Consider the following 18285-nt stretch of genomic DNA (forward strand, 5'->3'; position numbering starts at 1 on the left):
GGATCAACCCCAAATACAGAGAAAAGAGAACCACATGGGCAAGGCAACCGGTTTTCTCGAGTTCGAGCGCCAGCACGAGACCTACGAAGCGCCGCTCGCTCGCGTCAAGCACTACAAGGAATTCGTTCACGCGCTGTCGGACGAGAACGCGAAGATCCAGGGGGCGCGCTGCATGGACTGCGGCATTCCGTTCTGCAATAACGGCTGTCCGGTGAACAACATCATTCCGGACTTCAACGATCTGGTGTTCCGCCAGGACTGGAAGTCGGCCATTGAAGTGCTGCATTCCACGAACAATTTCCCCGAGTTTACGGGCCGCATTTGTCCCGCGCCGTGCGAGACGGCTTGCACGCTGGGTATCAATGACGATCCGGTCGGCATCAAGTCGATCGAACACGCGATCATCGATAAAGCCTGGACCGAAGGCTGGGTCGCGCCGCTGCCGCCGAAGCACAAGACCGGCAAGAAGGTTGCCGTGGTTGGATCAGGTCCCGCCGGATTGGCCGCTGCGCAGCAACTCGCGCGCGCAGGTCATGACGTGACCGTGTTCGAGAAGAACGATCGTATCGGCGGATTGCTGCGTTATGGCATCCCGGATTTCAAGCTGGAAAAGTGGCTCATCGACCGCCGCATGCGGCAGATGGAAGCCGAAGGCGTGGCGTTCCGGACCAATGTATTTATTGGGAAGGATCCGCTGCCGGGACACATCGCGAATTCGGCGCGGGAAACCATCACGCCGGAAGAGTTGCGCGAACAGTTCGATGCTGTCGTGATTGCCGGCGGTTCGGAAACACCGCGTGATTTGCCGGTGCCTGGGCGCGAAATGCAGGGCATCCATTACGCAATGGAATTCCTGCCGCTGCAGAACAAGGTCAACGCCGGCGATACGGTTGTCGATCAACTGATTGCCAAGGGCAAGCATGTGGTCGTGATTGGCGGCGGCGATACGGGTTCGGATTGCGTGGGGACGTCGAACCGGCACGGCGCAAAAAGCGTGACGCAGTTCGAGCTGCTGTCGCAGCCGCCTGAAGTCGAGAACAAGCCGCTGGTGTGGCCGTATTGGCCGATCAAGTTACGGACGTCTTCGTCGCACGAAGAGGGCTGCGAGCGCGACTGGTCGGTGGCGACCAAGCGCTTTGAAGGCAAGAACGGCAAGGTCGAGAAGCTGATTGCCGTGCGCGTGGAATGGAAGGACGGGAAGATGCAGGAAGTGGCGGGATCGGAGTTCGAAATGAAGGCCGACCTGGTGCTGCTGGCAATGGGCTTTACGCAGCCGGCATCGCCGGTTCTCGAGGCTTTTGGCGTCGACAAGGACGCACGCGGAAACGTGAAGGCTTCGACCGAAGGCGAGAAGGCATACTTCACGTCCGTGCCGAAGGTCTTCACCGCTGGCGACATGCGTCGCGGTCAGTCGCTGGTCGTGTGGGCGATTCGTGAAGGCCGGCAGTGCGCGCGGTCGGTGGATGCGTTTTTGATGGGGTCTAGTGAATTGCCGCGATAGGGTTTAGCGTGGTCGTTCGTTGAGAAACCGGGCTCGAGGGTGAGCCCGGTTTTTTGTTGGATGTGGCAAAAGGTCGTTTCCATTTCCATGATCCGCTATTACGACTTCTCCGATATCCCTGTCCCGGGCAACCGCGCATGCTAATGCCCTAACTTTTCGGGGCACAACATGAACAAAAACACTCGGTTGTCCAGCGGCGCACTCCTATTTGCAGCGTGCGTTTCGCTTACTGCATCGGCATCGGCCGATACCGCCAACCACGGCTGGACCTACACCGGCGAACACGGCCCGGCGCACTGGGGCGCCATGAGCGAAGCTTTCCACGCGTGCGAAAGCGGTCGCGCTGAATCGCCGATCAATATCGAAGGCGCGAAAAAAGCGCCCGCCGACATGCCTCGCCTGAAGATCAACTACGCGCCGCTTCCCATCGATATCGTCAACACGGGTCATGCCGTTCAGTTCAACGCAACGCCGGGCACGGACAGTATTTCGCTTGGCGATCAGGCCTATCAACTCGTGCAGTTCCACTTTCATTCGCCGGGCGAAGAGCGTTTCGCGGGCAAGGAAAACGTGATGGACGCCCACCTCGTGCACAGCTCAGCGGGCGGCAAGCTCCTTGTACTGGCCGTGCAGTTCAAGCTCGGCGACCACCCGAACCCTGTCATTCAGGCCATGCTCGATCGAGTTCCAGCCGAAAAAGGCGCGGAGATGAAAGTCAGCGCGGTGACGGTCAATCCGCTCGACTTGCTTCCCAAGAATACCGGCTATTACACGTACAGCGGATCGCTCACAACGCCGCCGTGCACGGAAGGTGTGACATGGATCGAGTTCAAGGAACCGGTCAGCATCACGAAACAACAACTTGACGCGATGCACCATTTTTATCGCGGTAATCAGCGTCCTGTGCAGGCGTTGAACGGGCGCGAGATTTTTGAAGTGGATTGAGAAACGAGCAGCGTCCAGAAACGCGAAAAGCGGGTCAAAGAACCCGCTTTTCCTGGCGCTTTAATCACGCGCGCTTCAATCACGCGCGAAACGGCTTTTACGCCGCAATGCTCTCCGCCGCAGCGCGCTCGATCTCGATCCGGCTTTCATGGAACCCGGACACCGACTCGCGGTGTGCCACGCTGACAATCGCGGCGTTCGGCAACGCGCCGATGATCGCCGTGTAGATCAACATCTCGTTTTCGGCATCGAGGGCGCTGGTGGCTTCGTCGAGGAACATGAAGTCCGGTTTATGCAGCAACACGCGCGCCGCAGCCAGCCGTTGCTGTTCGCCCGGCGACATCATCTTTGCCCAGTGCCCGGACTCGTCCAGCCGCGTGCCATAAGCCGCCAGATTGCAGACGCGCAGTGCTTCCCGGCAGGCTTCATCGGAGAAAATGGATGCTTCCGATGGGTAGCTCAGCGCCGCTTTCAACGTGCCGATCGGCAAGTAGCTTTGCTGCGGGATGAACATCAGTTTTGCATCGACGGGCGCGTCGATCGTGCCATCGCCGAAGGGCCACAAGCCGGCCAGCGCGCGCATCAACGTGCTCTTGCCTGAACCCGACGGCCCTTGCACGAGCCAGCGCGAACCGGGCTTCACGGTGACATCGGCGACGCTTGCGAGCGGCTTGCCATCGGGCAGCGCCAGCTTCAATCCCTTCGTCACGAGTGCGTCCGTGCTCGCGTAATGCAGGTTGATCCCACCGTGCGCGGTAGCGGGCGAAATGGCTTCCTTGATGTGCGTGGAGCGCATCACGCGCTTGAATTCGCGCAGCCGGTTCACGGTCGCGCGCCATTCGACCAACGTCGAATAACTATTGATGAACCACGAAAACGAGTCGCTGACCGTGCCGAACGCGGAACTGATCTGCATGAGCACGCCGAGCGAATACGCGCCGGCGAAGTAGCGCGGCGCGGCGACCATGATCGGGAAGATGTTCGCGACCTGGCTATAGAACGCCAGCACGAACGTCAGCCGCTTGGTGTATTTCATGATCTGCCAGTAGTTTTGGCGGATCGTTTGAAAGATGCCCTTGGCGGTCGTGGTCTCGGTCGCGACGCCATCGTAGAACGCAATCTGTTCCGCGTTTTCGCGAATGCGGATCAGGCCGAAGCGGAAGTTGGCCTCCACTTTCTGGGCCTGATAATTGATCGATACCAGCGGATGGCCGAACCGTTGCATCAGGAGCGATCCGAGCACGGCATACCCCGCGGCGGCCCACACCATATAGCCCGGAATCGTGATCGGCGTGCCAAGGACGGAGAAGCTCAACGCGCCCGCGAGCGACCACAGAATGGTGATGAATGTGGCAAGCGTGACAAGGGTAGACAACAGATCCAGCGATAACGCCAGCGTCGTCGTGGCGAACGACTGAAGGTCGTCGCTGATCCGCTGGTCGGGGTTATCGGCGAGACGATCGCGTTCTATGCGGTAGAAGGCGTTATCGCCAAGCCATTGCTCAAGGTAGCGGTGCGTGAGCCACTGACGCCAGCGGAAGCCGAGCATCTGCCGCAAATACCTGCCGTACACCGCGAGCAGGATGTACGCGAATGCGAGACCCGTGAAGATCATCAGCAGATGCGGAAAGTCGTGGACGTTCTTGGTCTGCAGCGCGTTGTAGAAGTCCGCGTTCCATTTGTTCAGGCGGACATTGATGTACACGACCGTCATGTTGATCGCGATGATCGCAATCAGCAAAAGCCACGCTATGCCGCGTTCTTCCGATACCCAATAAGGCTTGATGAGACTCCACGCCGACACTTTGTCGGCGTTTTGTTCCGTGTTGCCGGGAGGTGTGATGGTCATGAGCTTCCTGAGGACGTGCCGGCTCGGCGGCAAATTTGTAACCTGGCGGGCGCCGCGGATCGTACGGGATCTTGAAGACGGCGCGCCGGAGCATTGTTTCGGGCGCGCCTTAACTGCGCCTTAATCCTTGCTGTATCCGCGCAAAACGAGATGCACCCGGCGTTCGCGGCATTGTGCCAGAGTGTGCGCAGCACGCGCGAAAGACGAGGATGCTGCGAACTGCTCGCATCCATATCCGGCTTTTTCCGGTTTGCGGCCCGTTTCGCTTTTATGTTTTAATGATTGGTGACGAAACAGGGGTGCTTCGGCGCGCGTTTTCCGATTTTGATGGACCGGAAAAATGCGCGGCGAGGCTGAGAGAGTCCCTTTGCACCCGATCCGGGTAATACCGGCGAGGGAAGTTTCCGGAAAACCCAATTGGATTTCCAGTCTCTTCCAGTATTGGCAGGCCGCGATCCGCGTAAGTGCGTATCGGCGCCGCAATCTCGCCGTGGTTTCGTCCCTGAACATGTTGTGTGCGCCGCGCGTGCAATCAGGGCTCGAAACCGGCATTCCTCCCGGTTTCGACTTCTTTTATGCGCAACGCGTGCTCGTAGGTCCTGCCGCGTGTGCTGAGGAGGCATCGTCATCGTGAATACTGTTGTGCGTTCCAATCCGCGTGTCCTGACGGGCCGGGACGACTTTGCTGTCGTCGGCGGCGGCCTGTGCGGACGGCTGGTCGCGTGGCTGCTGGCGGGCGCAGGGCATCGCGTGGCGTTGTACGAACGGGGCGATGCGGCCGGCACGCAGTCGGCGGCCTGGGTCGCGGCGGCGATGCTCGCGCCGCTTGCCGAAGCTGCCAGCGCCGAATTGCTGATTACTGAACTGGGAGCGGCGTCGCTGGAACGCTGGCCTCGATTGATCGCCCAGTTGCCCAAACCGGTGTTTTTTCAACGCAACGGCACGCTGGTCGTCTGGCACGCTGGCGATCGAGCCGAGGCGCCGTTGTTCGAGCGCAGGTTGCGGGCGAATGCGCCGTCCGCGCTGTTTCAGGACGGTTTTATCAAGCTGTCCGGGGAACAGGTCGCGTTGGCGGAACCGTCGCTTGGTACGCGCTTCCCGCAGGGCTGGCTGCTTCCCAATGAAGGCCAGCTCGATAACCGTCAGGTCCTGGCGGCGCTCGCAGCGGGACTGGCGGAGCGCAACGTCGATCTTCACTGGAATACAACAATTGATGCGATGCCGGATGCGCGCTTCGTGATCGATTGCCGCGGTCTCGGCGGCAAACCCGCGTGGCCGGCGCTACGCGGCATTCGCGGCGAAGTGGCGCGCGTGCATGCGCCGGGTATTGGCCTGACGCGGCCGGTGCGCTTGCTGCATCCGCGCTATCCGCTTTACATCGCGCCGAAGGAAAACGACGTGTACGTGATCGGTGCAACCGAAGTCGAAGGCGAAGACATGTCGCCCGTGACCGTGCGCTCCGCGCTGGAACTGCTGAGCGCGGCGTTCGCGGTGCATCCGGGTTTTGGCGAGGCGCGCATTCTCGAACTGAATTCACAATGCCGCCCGACATTGCCCGATCATCGGCCGGCAATTGTCTGGGATGGTGCACGAACCTTGCGGGTGAACGGGTTGTATCGGCACGGCTACATGATCGCGCCCGAAGTCGCCGATACCGCTAACACCCTCGCCCAAGCCCTGCTAGGCGGCGCGGTCACCGATTCCGACTCCTTCAATGACTGGCGTCACCACGCCCGCTGGTCCGCCTTGCTGCGCTGCGAACAAGCCGCGCCTGTGCTTTGAGATTCATCATGAACATCCACATCAATCAGCAACCGTTTTCCGTCCCCGATGCAGCCACCGTCACCGACGCGCTCGCCGCTTTCGGCGCGAAGCCGCCGTTCGCCGTGGCGCTGAACGGGCAATTCGTCGCGCGCGGCGAGCATGCGTCGAAAGCGCTCAATGCCGGCGACAAACTCGATATTGTCTCGCCGGTTGCCGGCGGCTGAGCGTTTCCATACAGGAATTGATCATGACCTTAACGATCACCACCGCCGATACCCTCACGCTCTACGGCACGCCGTTTCCGAGCCGCGTGTTGCTGGGGACGTCGCGCTATCCGTCGCTGCAATCGCTGTCGGATTCCATCGACGCCGCCCGGCCCGGCATGGTCACCGTCGCGTTGCGGCGCCAGTCGAACACGGGCGAAGCCGGTTTCTTCGACGTGCTCAAGCGCCACGGCGTTGCGTTGCTGCCGAACACGGCCGGCTGCCAAACCGTGGACGAAGTGCTGACCACGGCGCGAATGGCGCGCGAACTCTTCGATACCCCGTGGCTGAAGCTCGAACTCATTGGCGACGACTACACGCTGCAGCCCGACCCGATCGGCCTCGTGGAAGCCGCTGGAATTCTTGTTCGCGAAGGCTTCAAGGTGCTGCCGTACTGCACGGAAGACCTGGTGATCGGCCGCCGCCTGCTCGACGTCGGCTGCGAGGCGCTGATGCCGTGGGGCGCGCCGATTGGTACGGGTAAAGGCGTGACGAACCCATACGGATTGCGCACGCTGCGCGAGCGGTTGCCGGATGTGCCGCTTATCGTCGATGCCGGTCTGGGCGTGCCTTCCCACGCGTGTCAGGTCATGGAATGGGGTTTCGACGGCGTGTTGCTGAACACGGCCGTCTCGCAGGCCACGTTTCCGCCACAGATGGCCCGCGCGTTTGCGCTGGGTGTGGAAGCGGGGCGGATGGCTTATCTGGCTGGGCCAATGGCCGAGCGCGATAGCGCGCAGGCGAGCACGCCGGTTGTCGGCATGCCGTTCTGGCACCAGGATGGGAGCGCGGCATGAGCATGTTGACGCAGGACAGGGAAATCTTCTGGCCACCCGCCGATGAACTGCTCGAAGCTTCGGAGCGAATTCGGCGGCGTTTGGGTGACTGGCCGGCGGCATCGAAGCAATGGCGGATCTGTTTGAGCGCGCCGGATCGACCGCTGAAAGGGGATTTGATACTGGGCGGCGGGTCCAACAAGCCGGAAGCAGAAGGCGTGGGATTGCTCGACGCCAAAGCCGGCCGTGCAACCTTGCAACTCGACGGCGTGGAGTACGCGCTGGAAGGCGAGTGGTCGGACGATTGGCCCGCGGCTCTGGCCGCATTCCTGGATTGCGGTTTCGAGCCGCACGATGCGCTCGTTCTGGCGCTCGCCTGGCGTCCGTCGAATCTGGACGAACTCGATGCATGGCCGGTCGACTTCTACACATTCCCGAAGGTCGCAAATTTGCTGCCGCCGCCTTCAATGGCGTTTGCTCATTGCCCGGACCGGCTGGGTTTGTACGCCGTGTTGCCAAGCGCGGATTGGGTCGAACGGGTGCTGGACCAGGGCGTGAAAACGGTGCAGTTGCGCCGTAAATCGGCGGATCCGGGCGACTTGAAGCAGGAAATCGCACGTTCGGTAGCAGCCGGCGCGAAGCATCAAGCCCAGCTTTTTATCAACGATCATTGGCGCGAGGCGATTGCGGCTGGCGCTTATGGCGTGCATCTCGGGCAGGAAGACGTCGAAACGGCCGACCTGAACGCCATTGCGCAAGCGGGTTTGCAGCTTGGCCTGTCAACGCACGGTTACTACGAAATGCTCAAGGCGCTGCACTTCAAACCGAGCTATCTTGCGCTCGGCGCGGTTTTTCCGACCACGACGAAGGTCATGCCGACTGCGCCGCAAGGTTTGTCGCGTCTGGCACGCTATGTGCGTTTGCTCGACGGGATTGTTCCGCTGGTTGCAATCGGCGGCGTGAATGGTGCCGTGCTGCAGCAGGTGTTGTCGACCGGTGTGGGAAGCGCAGCAGTCGTGCGCGCCATTACAGAGGCACCAGACCTGGCTTTCGCCGTTTCTGCGTTGCAACAGGAATTCGCGCGATAATGCAGCCGAATCGGAAAAAACTTCATATGTTTTATCAGTCGAAAGGGACCGTCACGTCGCTTTAAGCGCACAGGCCCTATAATTCGGCCTCTTGCGTAAAAGGATTGTCAGCCCCTGTGTCAGCTTCTCCCGAGACTTTGCTAGAGCTTCGCGACGTCGATTTCGGCTACGGCGAGCGGCTCATCCTGTCGAACCTGAACATGCGCTTCAAGCGCGGTCAGGTCGTGGCCGTCATGGGCGGCTCCGGCTGCGGCAAGACCACCGTGCTGCGGCTGATCGGCGGCCTCGTGAAGGCGCAGAAAGGCCAGGTGCTTTTCGGCGGCAAGGACGTCGGCGCGCAGACGCGCGACGGCCTCTACGAACTTCGCCGCAAAATGGGCATGCTGTTCCAGTTCGGCGCGCTTTTCACCGACCAGACCGTTTTCGACAACGTCGCGTTCCCGCTGCGCGAACACACCGATCTCCCCGAGGAACTCCTGCGCGACCTCGTGCTGATGAAGCTCAACGCGGTCGGGCTGCGTGGCGCGCGGGACTTGTCGCCATCGGAGATATCGGGCGGCATGGCGCGCCGCGTGGCGCTTGCACGTGCAATCGCGCTCGATCCCGAACTGATGATGTACGACGAGCCGTTCGCCGGGCTGGATCCCATTTCACTCGGCATCACGGCCAACCTGATCCGCACGCTCAATAGCGCGCTGGGCGCCACGTCCATTCTGGTCACGCACGACGTGCCGGAATCGTTCGCCATTGCCGATTACGTGTATTTCATCGCGAACGGCGGGATTCTGGCCGAAGGCACGCCGGCGGAGTTGCGGGCATCGCAGGAACCGTCGGTGCGTCAGTTCATCGACGGCGCGCCAGATGGTCCCTTCAAATTTCACTATCCAAGCACGACGCCGCTGGCGGCGGACTTTGGTATCGGAGCAAAGGCATGATCAGCGCCATCGGACGCTCGGTGCTCGGCAGCTTCGGCACGATCGGATATGCGACGCGCATGTTCCTGCGTCTTGTCGTCGAATTCTTCCCGTTGCTGCGCCGCCCGCGCCTTGTCACGAAACAGATTCACTTCGTCGGCAATTATTCGCTGCTGATCATTGGCGTGTCGGGTTTGTTCGTCGGCTTCGTGCTCGGCTTGCAGGGTTATCTCACACTCAACCGATACGGCTCCGAGCAAGCACTCGGCCTCCTGGTCGCGCTTTCGCTGGTGCGGGAACTCGGGCCGGTGGTGACGGCCTTGCTGTTCGCGGGCCGCGCGGGTACGTCGCTGACGGCTGAAATTGGCCTCATGAAAGCGGGCGAGCAACTCACCGCCATGGAAATGATGGCCGTCGATCCGCTCAAGGTGGTCGTGGCGCCCCGCTTCTGGGCCGGGATTATCGCCATGCCGGTGCTGGCCGCGATTTTCAGCGCGGTGGGCATTTTCGGCGGCTATGTGGTCGGCGTGCTGATGATCGGCGTGGATCCGGGCGCTTTCTGGTCGCAAATGCAGGGTGGCGTGGACGTCTGGAGCGACGTGGGCAATGGCGTGATCAAGAGCATTGTGTTCGGCTTCGCGGTCACGTTCATCGCGCTGTTCCAGGGTTATGAAGCCCAGCCCACGCCGGAAGGGGTCTCGCGCGCGACCACGAAAACGGTGGTGTACGGCTCGCTGGCGGTGCTCGGACTGGACTTTTTGCTGACCGCGCTGATGTTCAACTGATCGTTCGGCCTGCGGCCTGGTTTGTCAGGTTGCAGACGTTGTGCAGGGCACAGACCCTCACGCAAAAACTGCTACAAGATTCTTTGGGAAGACGATGAAAAAGACTGCTGCTCTCGACTTTTGGGTCGGCCTCTTCGTGGTGCTGGGTTTCATAGCGCTGTTATTTCTTGCACTGAAGGCCGGCAATATGAACGCCATGTCTTTTCAGCCGACCTATCCGGTCAAGCTGAAATTCGACAACATCGGCGGATTGAAGCCGCGCGCGCCGGTGAAAAGCGCGGGCGTGACGGTGGGCCGCGTTGCGAACATTGGCTTTGACCAGAATACGTATCAGGCGCAAGTCACGATCGATATCGACAAGCAATATCAGTTTCCGAAGGATTCGTCGGCGAAGATCCTGACGTCGGGCTTGCTTGGCGAACAGTACATTGGCCTGGAGCCGGGCGGCGACGACCAGATGCTCAAAAGCGGCGACACCATTTCCATGACGCAATCGGCCGTGGTCCTGGAGAACCTGATCGGCCAGTTCCTGTACAACAAGGCGGCGGATTCGGGTGCATCCAAGCCGGCATCGTCTGCTGCCCCGGCCGCGCCGGCGTTCCCGGGTGCGGCAAGCGCAATGGGCGCGAGCGCTGCAGGTCAATGATCCGGACATATTGATTCAGCAAGATTCACGCAGTCGGAGGCTGGCATATTTCGCAGTACAGGGCAGCCTCCGGGTCAGCGACAATAAGGAGAAGAACAATGCAGGCAATGCGCGTAAAAAACGCGGCCGTGATACTCGCGGTGGCAGTGCTTGCCGGATGCGCGACGGTGACCACGCCGACCAAGGGCGACCCGTTCGAGAGCTACAACCGGACGATGTTCACGATCAACGACAAGATCGACCAGATCGCGCTCAAGCCGATTGCGAAGGGTTATGTGTTCATCACGCCGCAGCCGGTGCGCGACGGCGTCACGAACTTCTTCGGCAATATCGGCGATATCTACACGGCCGCGAACAATCTCGTGCAGTTGAAGATTGCCGATGGCGTGTCGGACATCATGCGCGTGGTGATGAACTCGATCTTCGGCGTGGCCGGGATTTTCGACATCGCGAGCGTCGCCGGGCTTCCGAAGCACACCGAGGATTTCGGCTTGACGCTCGGCCATTACGGCGTGCCGGCGGGTCCCTATGTGGTGTTGCCATTGCTCGGGCCGAGCACGGTGCGTGACACGGCGGGTACGGTGGTCGACTATTTTGGCAATGTGACGAGTTACGTGGATCCGACCTGGTTCCGCACGACGCTTTTCGGTGTAGAACTGGTCAACACGCGGGCGAATTTGCTGGGTGCGAGCGACGTGCTGGCGGACGCCGCGCTCGACAAATACTCGTTCGTTCGTAACGCGTACCTGCAACGCCGGCAGTATCTGCTTGGCAATCAGGACAACAACGCGGTGCCGGATTACGGCGATAACGGCGCGGAGCCGCTGCCCAAGTACGACGATGTGAACGCGCCGGCAGCAGGCCCGGGCGCTGCTTCTGGTGTATTGGCGTCGCCGCCGGCGGGATCGGCATCGGCGCCGCAAGCGGCTTCGGCCGCGGCGCCGGCGAGCGCGCCAGGCGCAACGGGTGTTCCCGCGGATCGCATGGTGCCGCCGCGGATTCCGTCGTTCCCGTCGTTCAAGCTGCGCTGAGGTTGTGCGAGGCGGTGCGTGGCGCGGGTTGCATCGTGGAAAAAGCGCGATATGCCAAGCGCCAGTAATATATAGAAAGTGTTTTGACGGCTGGTAACAGCGTGGCGATGAACTCATGGAGCGCGCCACGCTCAAACCCAGGCCACTTTTTTTGCAGAGTCCTTAATGAAAAAATTATTCTTGCTTCCCCTGTTTGCTGTGTTGGTGGCCTTTTGCACCGGCGCGTTCGCTCAATCCGCCGACATGTCGACGCCAGATGGTCTGGTAAAGACGGTGACAACGCAGGTTCTCGACCAGATCAAGGCGGACAAGCAGATCCAGTCGGGCAATATCACGCGCATCACGGAACTGGTGAACGAAAAGATCCTGCCGTACACGGACTTCACGCGCACCACGCGTCTGGTGATGGGCCGCAACTGGAATACGGCTACGCCGGAGCAGCAAAAGCAGATCGTCGAGCAATTCAAGATGCTGCTGATTCGCACATACTCGGGCGCGTTGGCGCAGGTTCGTGACCAGCAGGTCCAGTACAAGCCGTTCCGCGCGGATCCGAGCGATACCGACGTCGTGGTGCGCTCGGTCGTGGTGAACAACGGTTCGCCGATCCAGCTCGACTATCGTCTGTACAAGACGCCGCAGGGTTGGAAGGTCTACGACATCAACGTGCTCGGCGCGTGGCTGATCCAGGCTTACCAGCAGCAATTCAACGAGCAGATCCAGCAACATGGCGTCTCCGGCCTGCTGCAGTTCCTGACCACGCGTAACCAGCAACTGGCAAACGGCAAGGCATCGTGAGTCGCTTCGAAACCGCCGCGACCCTCACGCACGACAGCGCCAGGAGTGCGCTGGAGGCGGGTTTGTCGCGCATAGCAGCGGGCGCGACCGAAGTGGATTGCGCGCCGCTCAAGCAGTTCGATTCCTCGGCGCTTGCTGTTTTGATCGCATGGCAGCGTGCCGCCGCCGCGCGCGGTACGGCGCTCGACGTGATAAATCTCCCTTCCGGGCTTGCCAGTCTCGCGCAAGCCTACGGCGTCAATACGCTTCTCACCTTCCGACATTGACCCTGTCTGGCTGAACTACTGGCGCGTTTCGATGCTGTTTCAATACAGACGAGACGCACCGGACAGGGTTGTCATGGACGCGCTTGCGGCAGCCCTCGGCCGCAGATGGCCTATAATCAACCGTTTTTTCGGCCCATCTTCCGCCTTTCATCGTAATAAAGGCGGGTTCCGGTTCCGATCCGCACACCTAAAAGGCGCAGCCCCCAACACGCGCGCGCACTGTCAATGTCAGCCATAGAAATCCGCAACGTCAAAAAGCGCTACAAAGAGCTGCAAGCACTCAAGGGCGTGAATCTGGTGGTCGAGGAGGGCGAGTTTTTCGGTCTGCTCGGCCCGAACGGCGCAGGTAAAACCACTCTCATCAGCATTCTCGCGGGCTTGGCGCGCGCCGATAGCGGCACGATTTCCGTGCGCGGGCACGACGTGGTCACGGATTTCCGCGATGCCCGCCGCTCGCTCGGCGTCGTGCCGCAGGAACTCGTTTTCGATCCGTTTTTCACCGTTCGCGAATCGCTGCGCATCCAGTCCGGCTACTTCGGCTTGCGCAAGAACGACGACTGGATCGATGAAATCATGGCGAATCTCGATCTCACCGAGAAAGCCGATGTCAACACGCGCGCACTTTCGGGCGGCATGAAACGCCGCGTGCTGGTGGCGCAGGCGCTGGTGCACAAGCCGCCGGTGATCGTGCTCGACGAGCCGACTGCGGGTGTGGATGTCGAATTGCGGCAGACGCTGTGGAAGTTCATCTCGCGCCTGAATCGCGAAGGTCACACCATTGTGCTGACCACGCACTATCTGGAAGAAGCCGAAGCGCTGTGCGATCGGCTCGCCATGTTGCGGCGCGGCGAAGTAGTTGCACTCGAACGAACCAGCACGCTCTTGCAGCGCTTCGCCGGCATGCAGCTTTCGCTGCGGTTCTCCCAAGGTTTTCTTCCCGTCGAGTTGCGCGCGCTGGAAATCGACCCGCGCGCGACCTCCGGCACGAATCATCTGCTGCGCCTGTCAAGCTATGACGACGTCGAGCCGATCCTCGCGAAATGTCGCGCGGCGGGTTGCACGTTCGATGAAATCGATGTCCGCAAAGCGGATCTGGAGGATGTGTTCGTGCAGGTGATGAACGGACCGGAAGTGGTCGAGGGCTTGTCATGAGCGGCTTTCGCACTCTGTTTTATAAAGAGATTCTGCGTTTCTACAAGGTCGCCTTCCAGACCGTGCTCGCGCCGGTGATCACGGCCTTGCTCTATTTGATGATCTTCGGTCACGCGCTGACCAGTCACGTCGAGGTATATCCGGGCGTGGCCTATACGAGTTTCCTGGTGCCCGGCCTCGTCATGATGAGCGTGCTGCAGAATGCCTTCGCGAATAGCTCTTCGTCGCTGATCCAGTCGAAGATCACCGGCAACCTTGTGTTCGTCCTGCTGCCTCCGCTTTCGCACTGGGAAATGTTCTTCGCGTACGTGCTGGCATCCGTGGTACGCGGACTGGCGGTCGGTTTTGGCGTATTCATCGTGACCGTATGGTTTATTCCGATGAGCTTCAGCGCGCCGCTCTATATCCTTGCCTTCGCCATGCTCGGATCGGCAATCCTGGGAACACTCGGATTGATCGCCGGTGTCTGGGCGGATAAATTCGACCAGCTCGCCGCGTTCCAGAATTTCCTGATCATGCCGCTGACGTTCCTGTCGGGCGTGTTCTACTCCACGCATACGCTGCCGCCCATCTGGCGCGAAGTGTCGCGGCTCAATCCGTTTTTCTACATGATCGATGGATTTCGCTACGGTTTCTTTGGCATGTCCGACGTCAGTCCGCTTGCGAGCCTGGGTATTGTCGGCGGGTTTTTCATCGTGCTGGCTGTCATCGCCATGCGCCTGCTGGCAAGCGGCTACAAGTTGCGCCACTAGGCGCGGATTAACCGATTTCGCTCAATTTCCAGGAGAAATCCATGTTGCCGACTCCCGAGCAAGTGAAAGACTACATTGCTGGCGGCCTCGCTTGCCAGCACGTTGAAGTAGAAGGCGACGGCCAGCATTTCTTTGCGACCATCGTGAGCGATGCGTTCGAAGGCAAGCGGCCCATTGCGCGTCATCAACTCGTGTACGCGGCGCTTGGCGACCGCATGCGCGCGGAAATCCACGCGCTGAGCATGAAGACGCTGACGCCCGCCGAGTGGAAACCGGCCTGAGCGTTCCTTTGTTTCTCGTGCATTCGATGCATCACCCGTCAACCGATAAGCTGGAAATTTAGTGCGATTCACTCAAGACAACCGCGACGCCGACAACGGCGCCGCTGCAGGAAGCTCAGTAGAAGGAACGCCAGGCATGGACAAACTCGTGATTGTCGGGGGCGCAAAGCTCTCGGGCGAAATCGTTGTATCGGGTGCGAAGAACGCGGCGTTGCCGATTCTCTGCGCCAGCTTGCTGACGGCCGACGACGTGCATCTGGAAAACGTGCCCAATCTGCAGGACGTGCGCACGATGCTCAAATTGCTCAACCAGATGGGCTTGCGCTCGGAGTCGGCGGACGGACGTGTCACGCTGAATGCATCGAAGGTGGACAACCTCGTGGCGCCGTACGAAATGGTCAAGACCATGCGTGCATCCATTCTTGTGCTCGGGCCGCTGGTCGCGCGCTTCGGCGAAGCGAAGGTGTCGTTGCCGGGCGGCTGCGCAATCGGCGCGCGTCCAGTCGATCAGCACATCAAGGGCCTTCAGGCGATGGGCGCCGAGATCACGATCGAGCATGGTTTCATCGAGGCGCGGGCGAAGCGGTTGAAAGGCGCGCGCATTGTCACCGACATGATTACCGTCACCGGCACGGAAAACCTGCTGATGGCGGCGGTGCTGGCGGACGGCGAAACGGTTATCGAGAACGCGGCGCGCGAGCCGGAAGTGAGCGACCTTGCGAACCTGCTCGTCGCAATGGGCGCAAGGATCGAGGGTATCGGGTCGGATCGGCTGGTGATTCAGGGCGTGGACACGTTGCACGGCGCGCGGCATTCGGTCGTGCCGGATCGTATTGAAGCGGGCACGTTTCTTTGCGCCGTTGCGGCAACCGGTGGCGACGTCACGTTGCGCAACGTGAATCCGTCGTTGCTCGAAGCGGTGATCGAAAAGCTGCACGAAGCGGGTGTGTCGGTTGAAGAAGGCGAGAACTGGATTCGCGTGCGCATGAACAAGCGGCCGAATGCGGTGAGCTTCCGCACATCGGAGTATCCGGCGTTCCCGACCGACATGCAGGCGCAATTCATGGCGCTCAACACCCTGGCCAGCGGCACGTCGCAAGCGGTCGAAACCATCTTCGAAAACCGGTTCATGCACGTGCAGGAACTGAATCGCCTGGGCGCGAGCATTACCATCGACGGAAACACGGCGCTCGTTACCGGCGTGCAGAAACTGTCGGGCGCGAAAGTCATGGCGACGGATTTGCGGGCGTCGGCGAGTCTGGTGATCGCGGCCATGTGTGCGGAAGGCGAGACGCTCATCGACCGGATTTATCACCTCGATCGCGGCTACGACCGCATGGAGAGCAAGCTGACGACCGTCGGCGCGAACGTGCGGCGCATCAAGGGCGGCGGGGTGGAGCAATGAGTTCACTGCAGACTTCCGCGTCGGTGCAGCCGGGCGCGATCTTGACGCTGGCTTTGTCGAAGGGACGCATCTTCGAGGAAACGCTGCCGCTGCTCGCTTCGGCTGGCGTTGAAGTGACCGAGGACCCCGAGACGTCGCGCAAGCTGATCTTGCCGACCACGAATCCGAATCTGCGCGTGATCATCGTGCGTGCAACCGATGTCCCTACTTACGTGGAATATGGCGCTGCGGATTTCGGCGTGGCGGGCAAGGACGTGTTGATCGAGCATGGCGGCGGCGGGTTGTATCAGCCGGTCGACCTGAACATTGCGCGCTGCCGGATGTCCGTCGCGGTGAAGAACGGTTTCGACTACGAATCCGCCGTGCGACAAGGCGCGCGGCTGCGTGTGGCGACAAAATATGTTGAAGTGGCGCGAGAGCATTTCGCGGCGAAGGGCGTCCACGTTGATTTGATCAAGCTGTACGGATCCATGGAACTCGCGCCGCTGGTTGGTCTGGCCGACGCTATCGTCGATCTGGTTAGTTCGGGTAATACATTGCGCGCGAACGATCTTGTCGAAGTCGAGGAAATCATGGAAATATCGTCGCGTCTGGTCGTCAACCAGGCCGCGCTGAAGCTGAAGCGCGCCGCGTTGAAACCTTACCTCGATGCGTTCGAACGCGCGTCGGCGAGCGCCTGAGGCTTTATAAGCCAAGGCAAACCAACGGATACCAGCATCATGTCTATCAAGATTCGCAAACTCGATTCCAGCGCCAACGGTTTTCACACGGCGCTGCACGCGGTGCTCGCGTTCGAGGCGAGCGAGGACGAAGCCATCGAGCGCTCTGTCGCGCAAATTCTCGCCGATGTCAAAAAACGTGGCGACGAAGCGGTCCTCGACTACACGAACAGGTTCGACCGGCTGAAGGCGGAAAGCGTGGCATCGCTGGAATTGCCGCAATCCGAGCTGGAAGCGGCACTGGAAGGGCTTGAGCCAAAACGCCGCGCCGCGCTGGAAGCGGCGGCGGCGCGCGTGCGCGGTTATCACGAGAAGCAAAAAATCGAATGCGGCAGTCATAGCTGGCAATACACGGAGGCAGACGGCACCGTGCTCGGCCAGAAAGTCACGCCGCTCGACCGCGCCGGAATCTACGTGCCGGGCGGCAAGGCGGCGTATCCGTCGTCGGTGTTGATGAACGCAATTCCCGCGCGCGTTGCCGGCGTGAAGGAAATCGTGATGGTCGTGCCCACGCCCGATGGCGTAAAAAATCCGCTCGTGCTCGCCGCCGCGTTGCTTGGCGGCGTGGATCGCGTGTTCACCATCGGCGGCGCGCAAGCGGTTGGCGCGCTTGCGTACGGCACGCAATCCATTCCCGCCGTCGATAAGATCTGCGGCCCCGGCAACGCGTATGTGGCGTCGGCGAAACGGCGGGTGTTCGGCACGGTTGGCATCGACATGATTGCGGGACCGTCGGAAATCCTGATTATCTGCGACGGAACCACGGACCCGCGCTGGGTCGCGATGGACCTTTTCTCGCAAGCCGAGCACGACGAACTCGCGCAATCCATCCTGCTGTGCCCGGACGCGGCGTTCATTCAGCGCGTGGAAGACGCGATCAATGAGTTGCTGCCCACGCTGCCGCGTCGCGACGTGATTCAGCGCTCGCTGGAAGATCGCGGCGCGCTGATCAAGGTCGCCGACATGAACGAGGCGTGCGCGATCGCCAATGACATTGCGCCGGAGCACCTCGAGATTTCCGCGCTCGATCCGCATCAATGGGCGGCGCTGATCCGTCACGCGGGCGCGATGTTCCTCGGCCGTTACACGAGCGAAAGTCTCGGCGATTATTGCGCGGGACCGAATCACGTGCTGCCGACATCGCGTACGGCGCGGTTTTCGTCGCCACTTGGCGTGTACGATTTCCTGAAGCGTTCGAGCGTGATTGAAGTCAGCGCGGAAGGTGCGCAGACGCTCGGGGAAATTGCAGCGGAACTGGCTTACGGCGAAGGCTTGCAGGCACATGCCCGCAGCGCTGAGTACCGGATGAAAAACACGGCGCAGTAACCACACATACAAATAGGAGGCGGCTCG

19 protein-coding genes and 1 riboswitch are annotated in these 18285 nt (G+C 60.8%); of the genes, 18 read left to right on the forward strand and 1 reads right to left on the reverse strand.

Features of this window, described 5'->3' with window-relative positions; translation table 11 throughout:
- The first annotated feature begins 34 nt into the window (after positions 1–34).
- Both AWB64_RS25600 and AWB64_RS25605 read left to right on the forward strand, forming a co-directional pair.
- Complete coding sequence (locus AWB64_RS25600; protein ID WP_060858218.1) at positions 35–1501, forward strand: glutamate synthase subunit beta; 1467 nt, start codon at positions 35–37, stop codon at positions 1499–1501.
- A 168-nt stretch (positions 1502–1669) separates the two neighbouring features.
- Positions 1670–2446, forward strand: a complete 777-nt coding sequence (locus AWB64_RS25605) for a carbonic anhydrase (RefSeq protein WP_060858219.1) — start codon at positions 1670–1672, stop codon at positions 2444–2446.
- Positions 2447–2543: 97 nt separating this feature from the next.
- On the opposite strand, the gene AWB64_RS25610 is transcribed toward AWB64_RS25605, so the two are convergent.
- Positions 2544–4295, reverse strand: coding sequence for an ABC transporter ATP-binding protein/permease (locus AWB64_RS25610; RefSeq protein ID WP_060858220.1), 1752 nt, complete (start codon positions 4293–4295; stop codon positions 2544–2546).
- A 285-nt stretch (positions 4296–4580) separates the two neighbouring features.
- A riboswitch (TPP riboswitch) is annotated at positions 4581–4712 on the forward strand.
- Positions 4713–4925: 213 nt separating this feature from the next.
- Between AWB64_RS25610 and AWB64_RS25615 the strand changes: the two genes are divergently transcribed.
- The 16 genes from AWB64_RS25615 to hisD all read left to right on the forward strand — a co-directional run bounded on the left by AWB64_RS25615 (position 4926) and on the right by hisD (position 18258).
- A complete protein-coding gene (locus AWB64_RS25615) occupies positions 4926–6077 on the forward strand; it encodes an FAD-dependent oxidoreductase (RefSeq protein ID WP_244164204.1) in 1152 nt (383 codons plus the stop codon).
- An 8-nt stretch (positions 6078–6085) separates the two neighbouring features.
- Positions 6086–6283, forward strand: a complete 198-nt coding sequence (thiS, locus tag AWB64_RS25620) for a sulfur carrier protein ThiS (RefSeq protein WP_060858221.1) — start codon at positions 6086–6088, stop codon at positions 6281–6283.
- A gap of 23 nt (positions 6284–6306) precedes the next feature.
- Positions 6307–7119: a thiazole synthase gene (locus AWB64_RS25625; RefSeq protein ID WP_060858222.1), complete on the forward strand. Its 813-nt coding sequence runs from the start codon at positions 6307–6309 to the stop codon at positions 7117–7119.
- Complete coding sequence (gene thiE / locus AWB64_RS31110) at positions 7116–8186, forward strand: thiamine phosphate synthase (RefSeq protein WP_075643348.1); 1071 nt, start codon at positions 7116–7118, stop codon at positions 8184–8186. Before AWB64_RS25625 ends, thiE begins: the two co-directional genes overlap by 4 nt.
- Positions 8187–8302: 116 nt before the next feature.
- A complete protein-coding gene (locus AWB64_RS25635) occupies positions 8303–9121 on the forward strand; it encodes an ABC transporter ATP-binding protein (protein WP_060858223.1) in 819 nt (272 codons plus the stop codon).
- The gene (gene mlaE / locus AWB64_RS25640; RefSeq protein WP_060858224.1) at positions 9118–9885 is read left to right on the forward strand and encodes a lipid asymmetry maintenance ABC transporter permease subunit MlaE; all 768 of its coding nucleotides are present in this window, start codon (positions 9118–9120) and stop codon (positions 9883–9885) included. The genes AWB64_RS25635 and mlaE overlap by 4 nt, the downstream gene beginning before the upstream one ends.
- Before the next feature lie 94 nt (positions 9886–9979).
- Positions 9980–10531 (forward strand): outer membrane lipid asymmetry maintenance protein MlaD, encoded by a 552-nt coding sequence (gene mlaD / locus AWB64_RS25645; protein ID WP_060858225.1) that lies wholly within the window; start codon positions 9980–9982, stop codon positions 10529–10531.
- Between the two features lie 98 nt (positions 10532–10629).
- Positions 10630–11562 carry an MlaA family lipoprotein gene (locus tag AWB64_RS25650; protein WP_060858226.1) on the forward strand — a complete coding sequence of 311 codons (933 nt, stop codon included), beginning with the start codon at positions 10630–10632 and terminating at the stop codon, positions 11560–11562.
- Between the two features lie 165 nt (positions 11563–11727).
- Positions 11728–12357 carry an MlaC/ttg2D family ABC transporter substrate-binding protein gene (locus AWB64_RS25655; RefSeq protein WP_060858227.1) on the forward strand — a complete coding sequence of 210 codons (630 nt, stop codon included), beginning with the start codon at positions 11728–11730 and terminating at the stop codon, positions 12355–12357.
- Positions 12354–12623 carry an STAS domain-containing protein gene (locus tag AWB64_RS25660; RefSeq protein WP_060858228.1) on the forward strand — a complete coding sequence of 90 codons (270 nt, stop codon included), beginning with the start codon at positions 12354–12356 and terminating at the stop codon, positions 12621–12623. Before AWB64_RS25655 ends, AWB64_RS25660 begins: the two co-directional genes overlap by 4 nt.
- 225 nt (positions 12624–12848) lie before the next feature.
- Complete coding sequence (locus AWB64_RS25665; protein ID WP_060858229.1) at positions 12849–13775, forward strand: ABC transporter ATP-binding protein; 927 nt, start codon at positions 12849–12851, stop codon at positions 13773–13775.
- Positions 13772–14527, forward strand: a complete 756-nt coding sequence (locus tag AWB64_RS25670; RefSeq protein WP_060858230.1) for an ABC transporter permease — start codon at positions 13772–13774, stop codon at positions 14525–14527. Before AWB64_RS25665 ends, AWB64_RS25670 begins: the two co-directional genes overlap by 4 nt.
- 41 nt (positions 14528–14568) lie before the next feature.
- Positions 14569–14808 (forward strand): BolA family protein, encoded by a 240-nt coding sequence (locus tag AWB64_RS25675; protein ID WP_060858231.1) that lies wholly within the window; start codon positions 14569–14571, stop codon positions 14806–14808.
- Between the two features lie 136 nt (positions 14809–14944).
- Positions 14945–16213 (forward strand): UDP-N-acetylglucosamine 1-carboxyvinyltransferase, encoded by a 1269-nt coding sequence (gene murA / locus AWB64_RS25680; protein ID WP_060858232.1) that lies wholly within the window; start codon positions 14945–14947, stop codon positions 16211–16213.
- Positions 16210–16893, forward strand: coding sequence for an ATP phosphoribosyltransferase (gene hisG, locus AWB64_RS25685; RefSeq protein WP_060858233.1), 684 nt, complete (start codon positions 16210–16212; stop codon positions 16891–16893). Before murA ends, hisG begins: the two co-directional genes overlap by 4 nt.
- Positions 16894–16932: 39 nt before the next feature.
- The gene (gene hisD / locus AWB64_RS25690; RefSeq protein ID WP_060858234.1) at positions 16933–18258 is read left to right on the forward strand and encodes a histidinol dehydrogenase; all 1326 of its coding nucleotides are present in this window, start codon (positions 16933–16935) and stop codon (positions 18256–18258) included.
- The last annotated feature ends 27 nt before the right edge of the window (positions 18259–18285 follow it).

Source organism: Caballeronia sordidicola, from assembly GCF_001544455.2.
Classification (GTDB): Bacteria; Pseudomonadota; Gammaproteobacteria; order Burkholderiales; family Burkholderiaceae; genus Caballeronia; species Caballeronia sordidicola.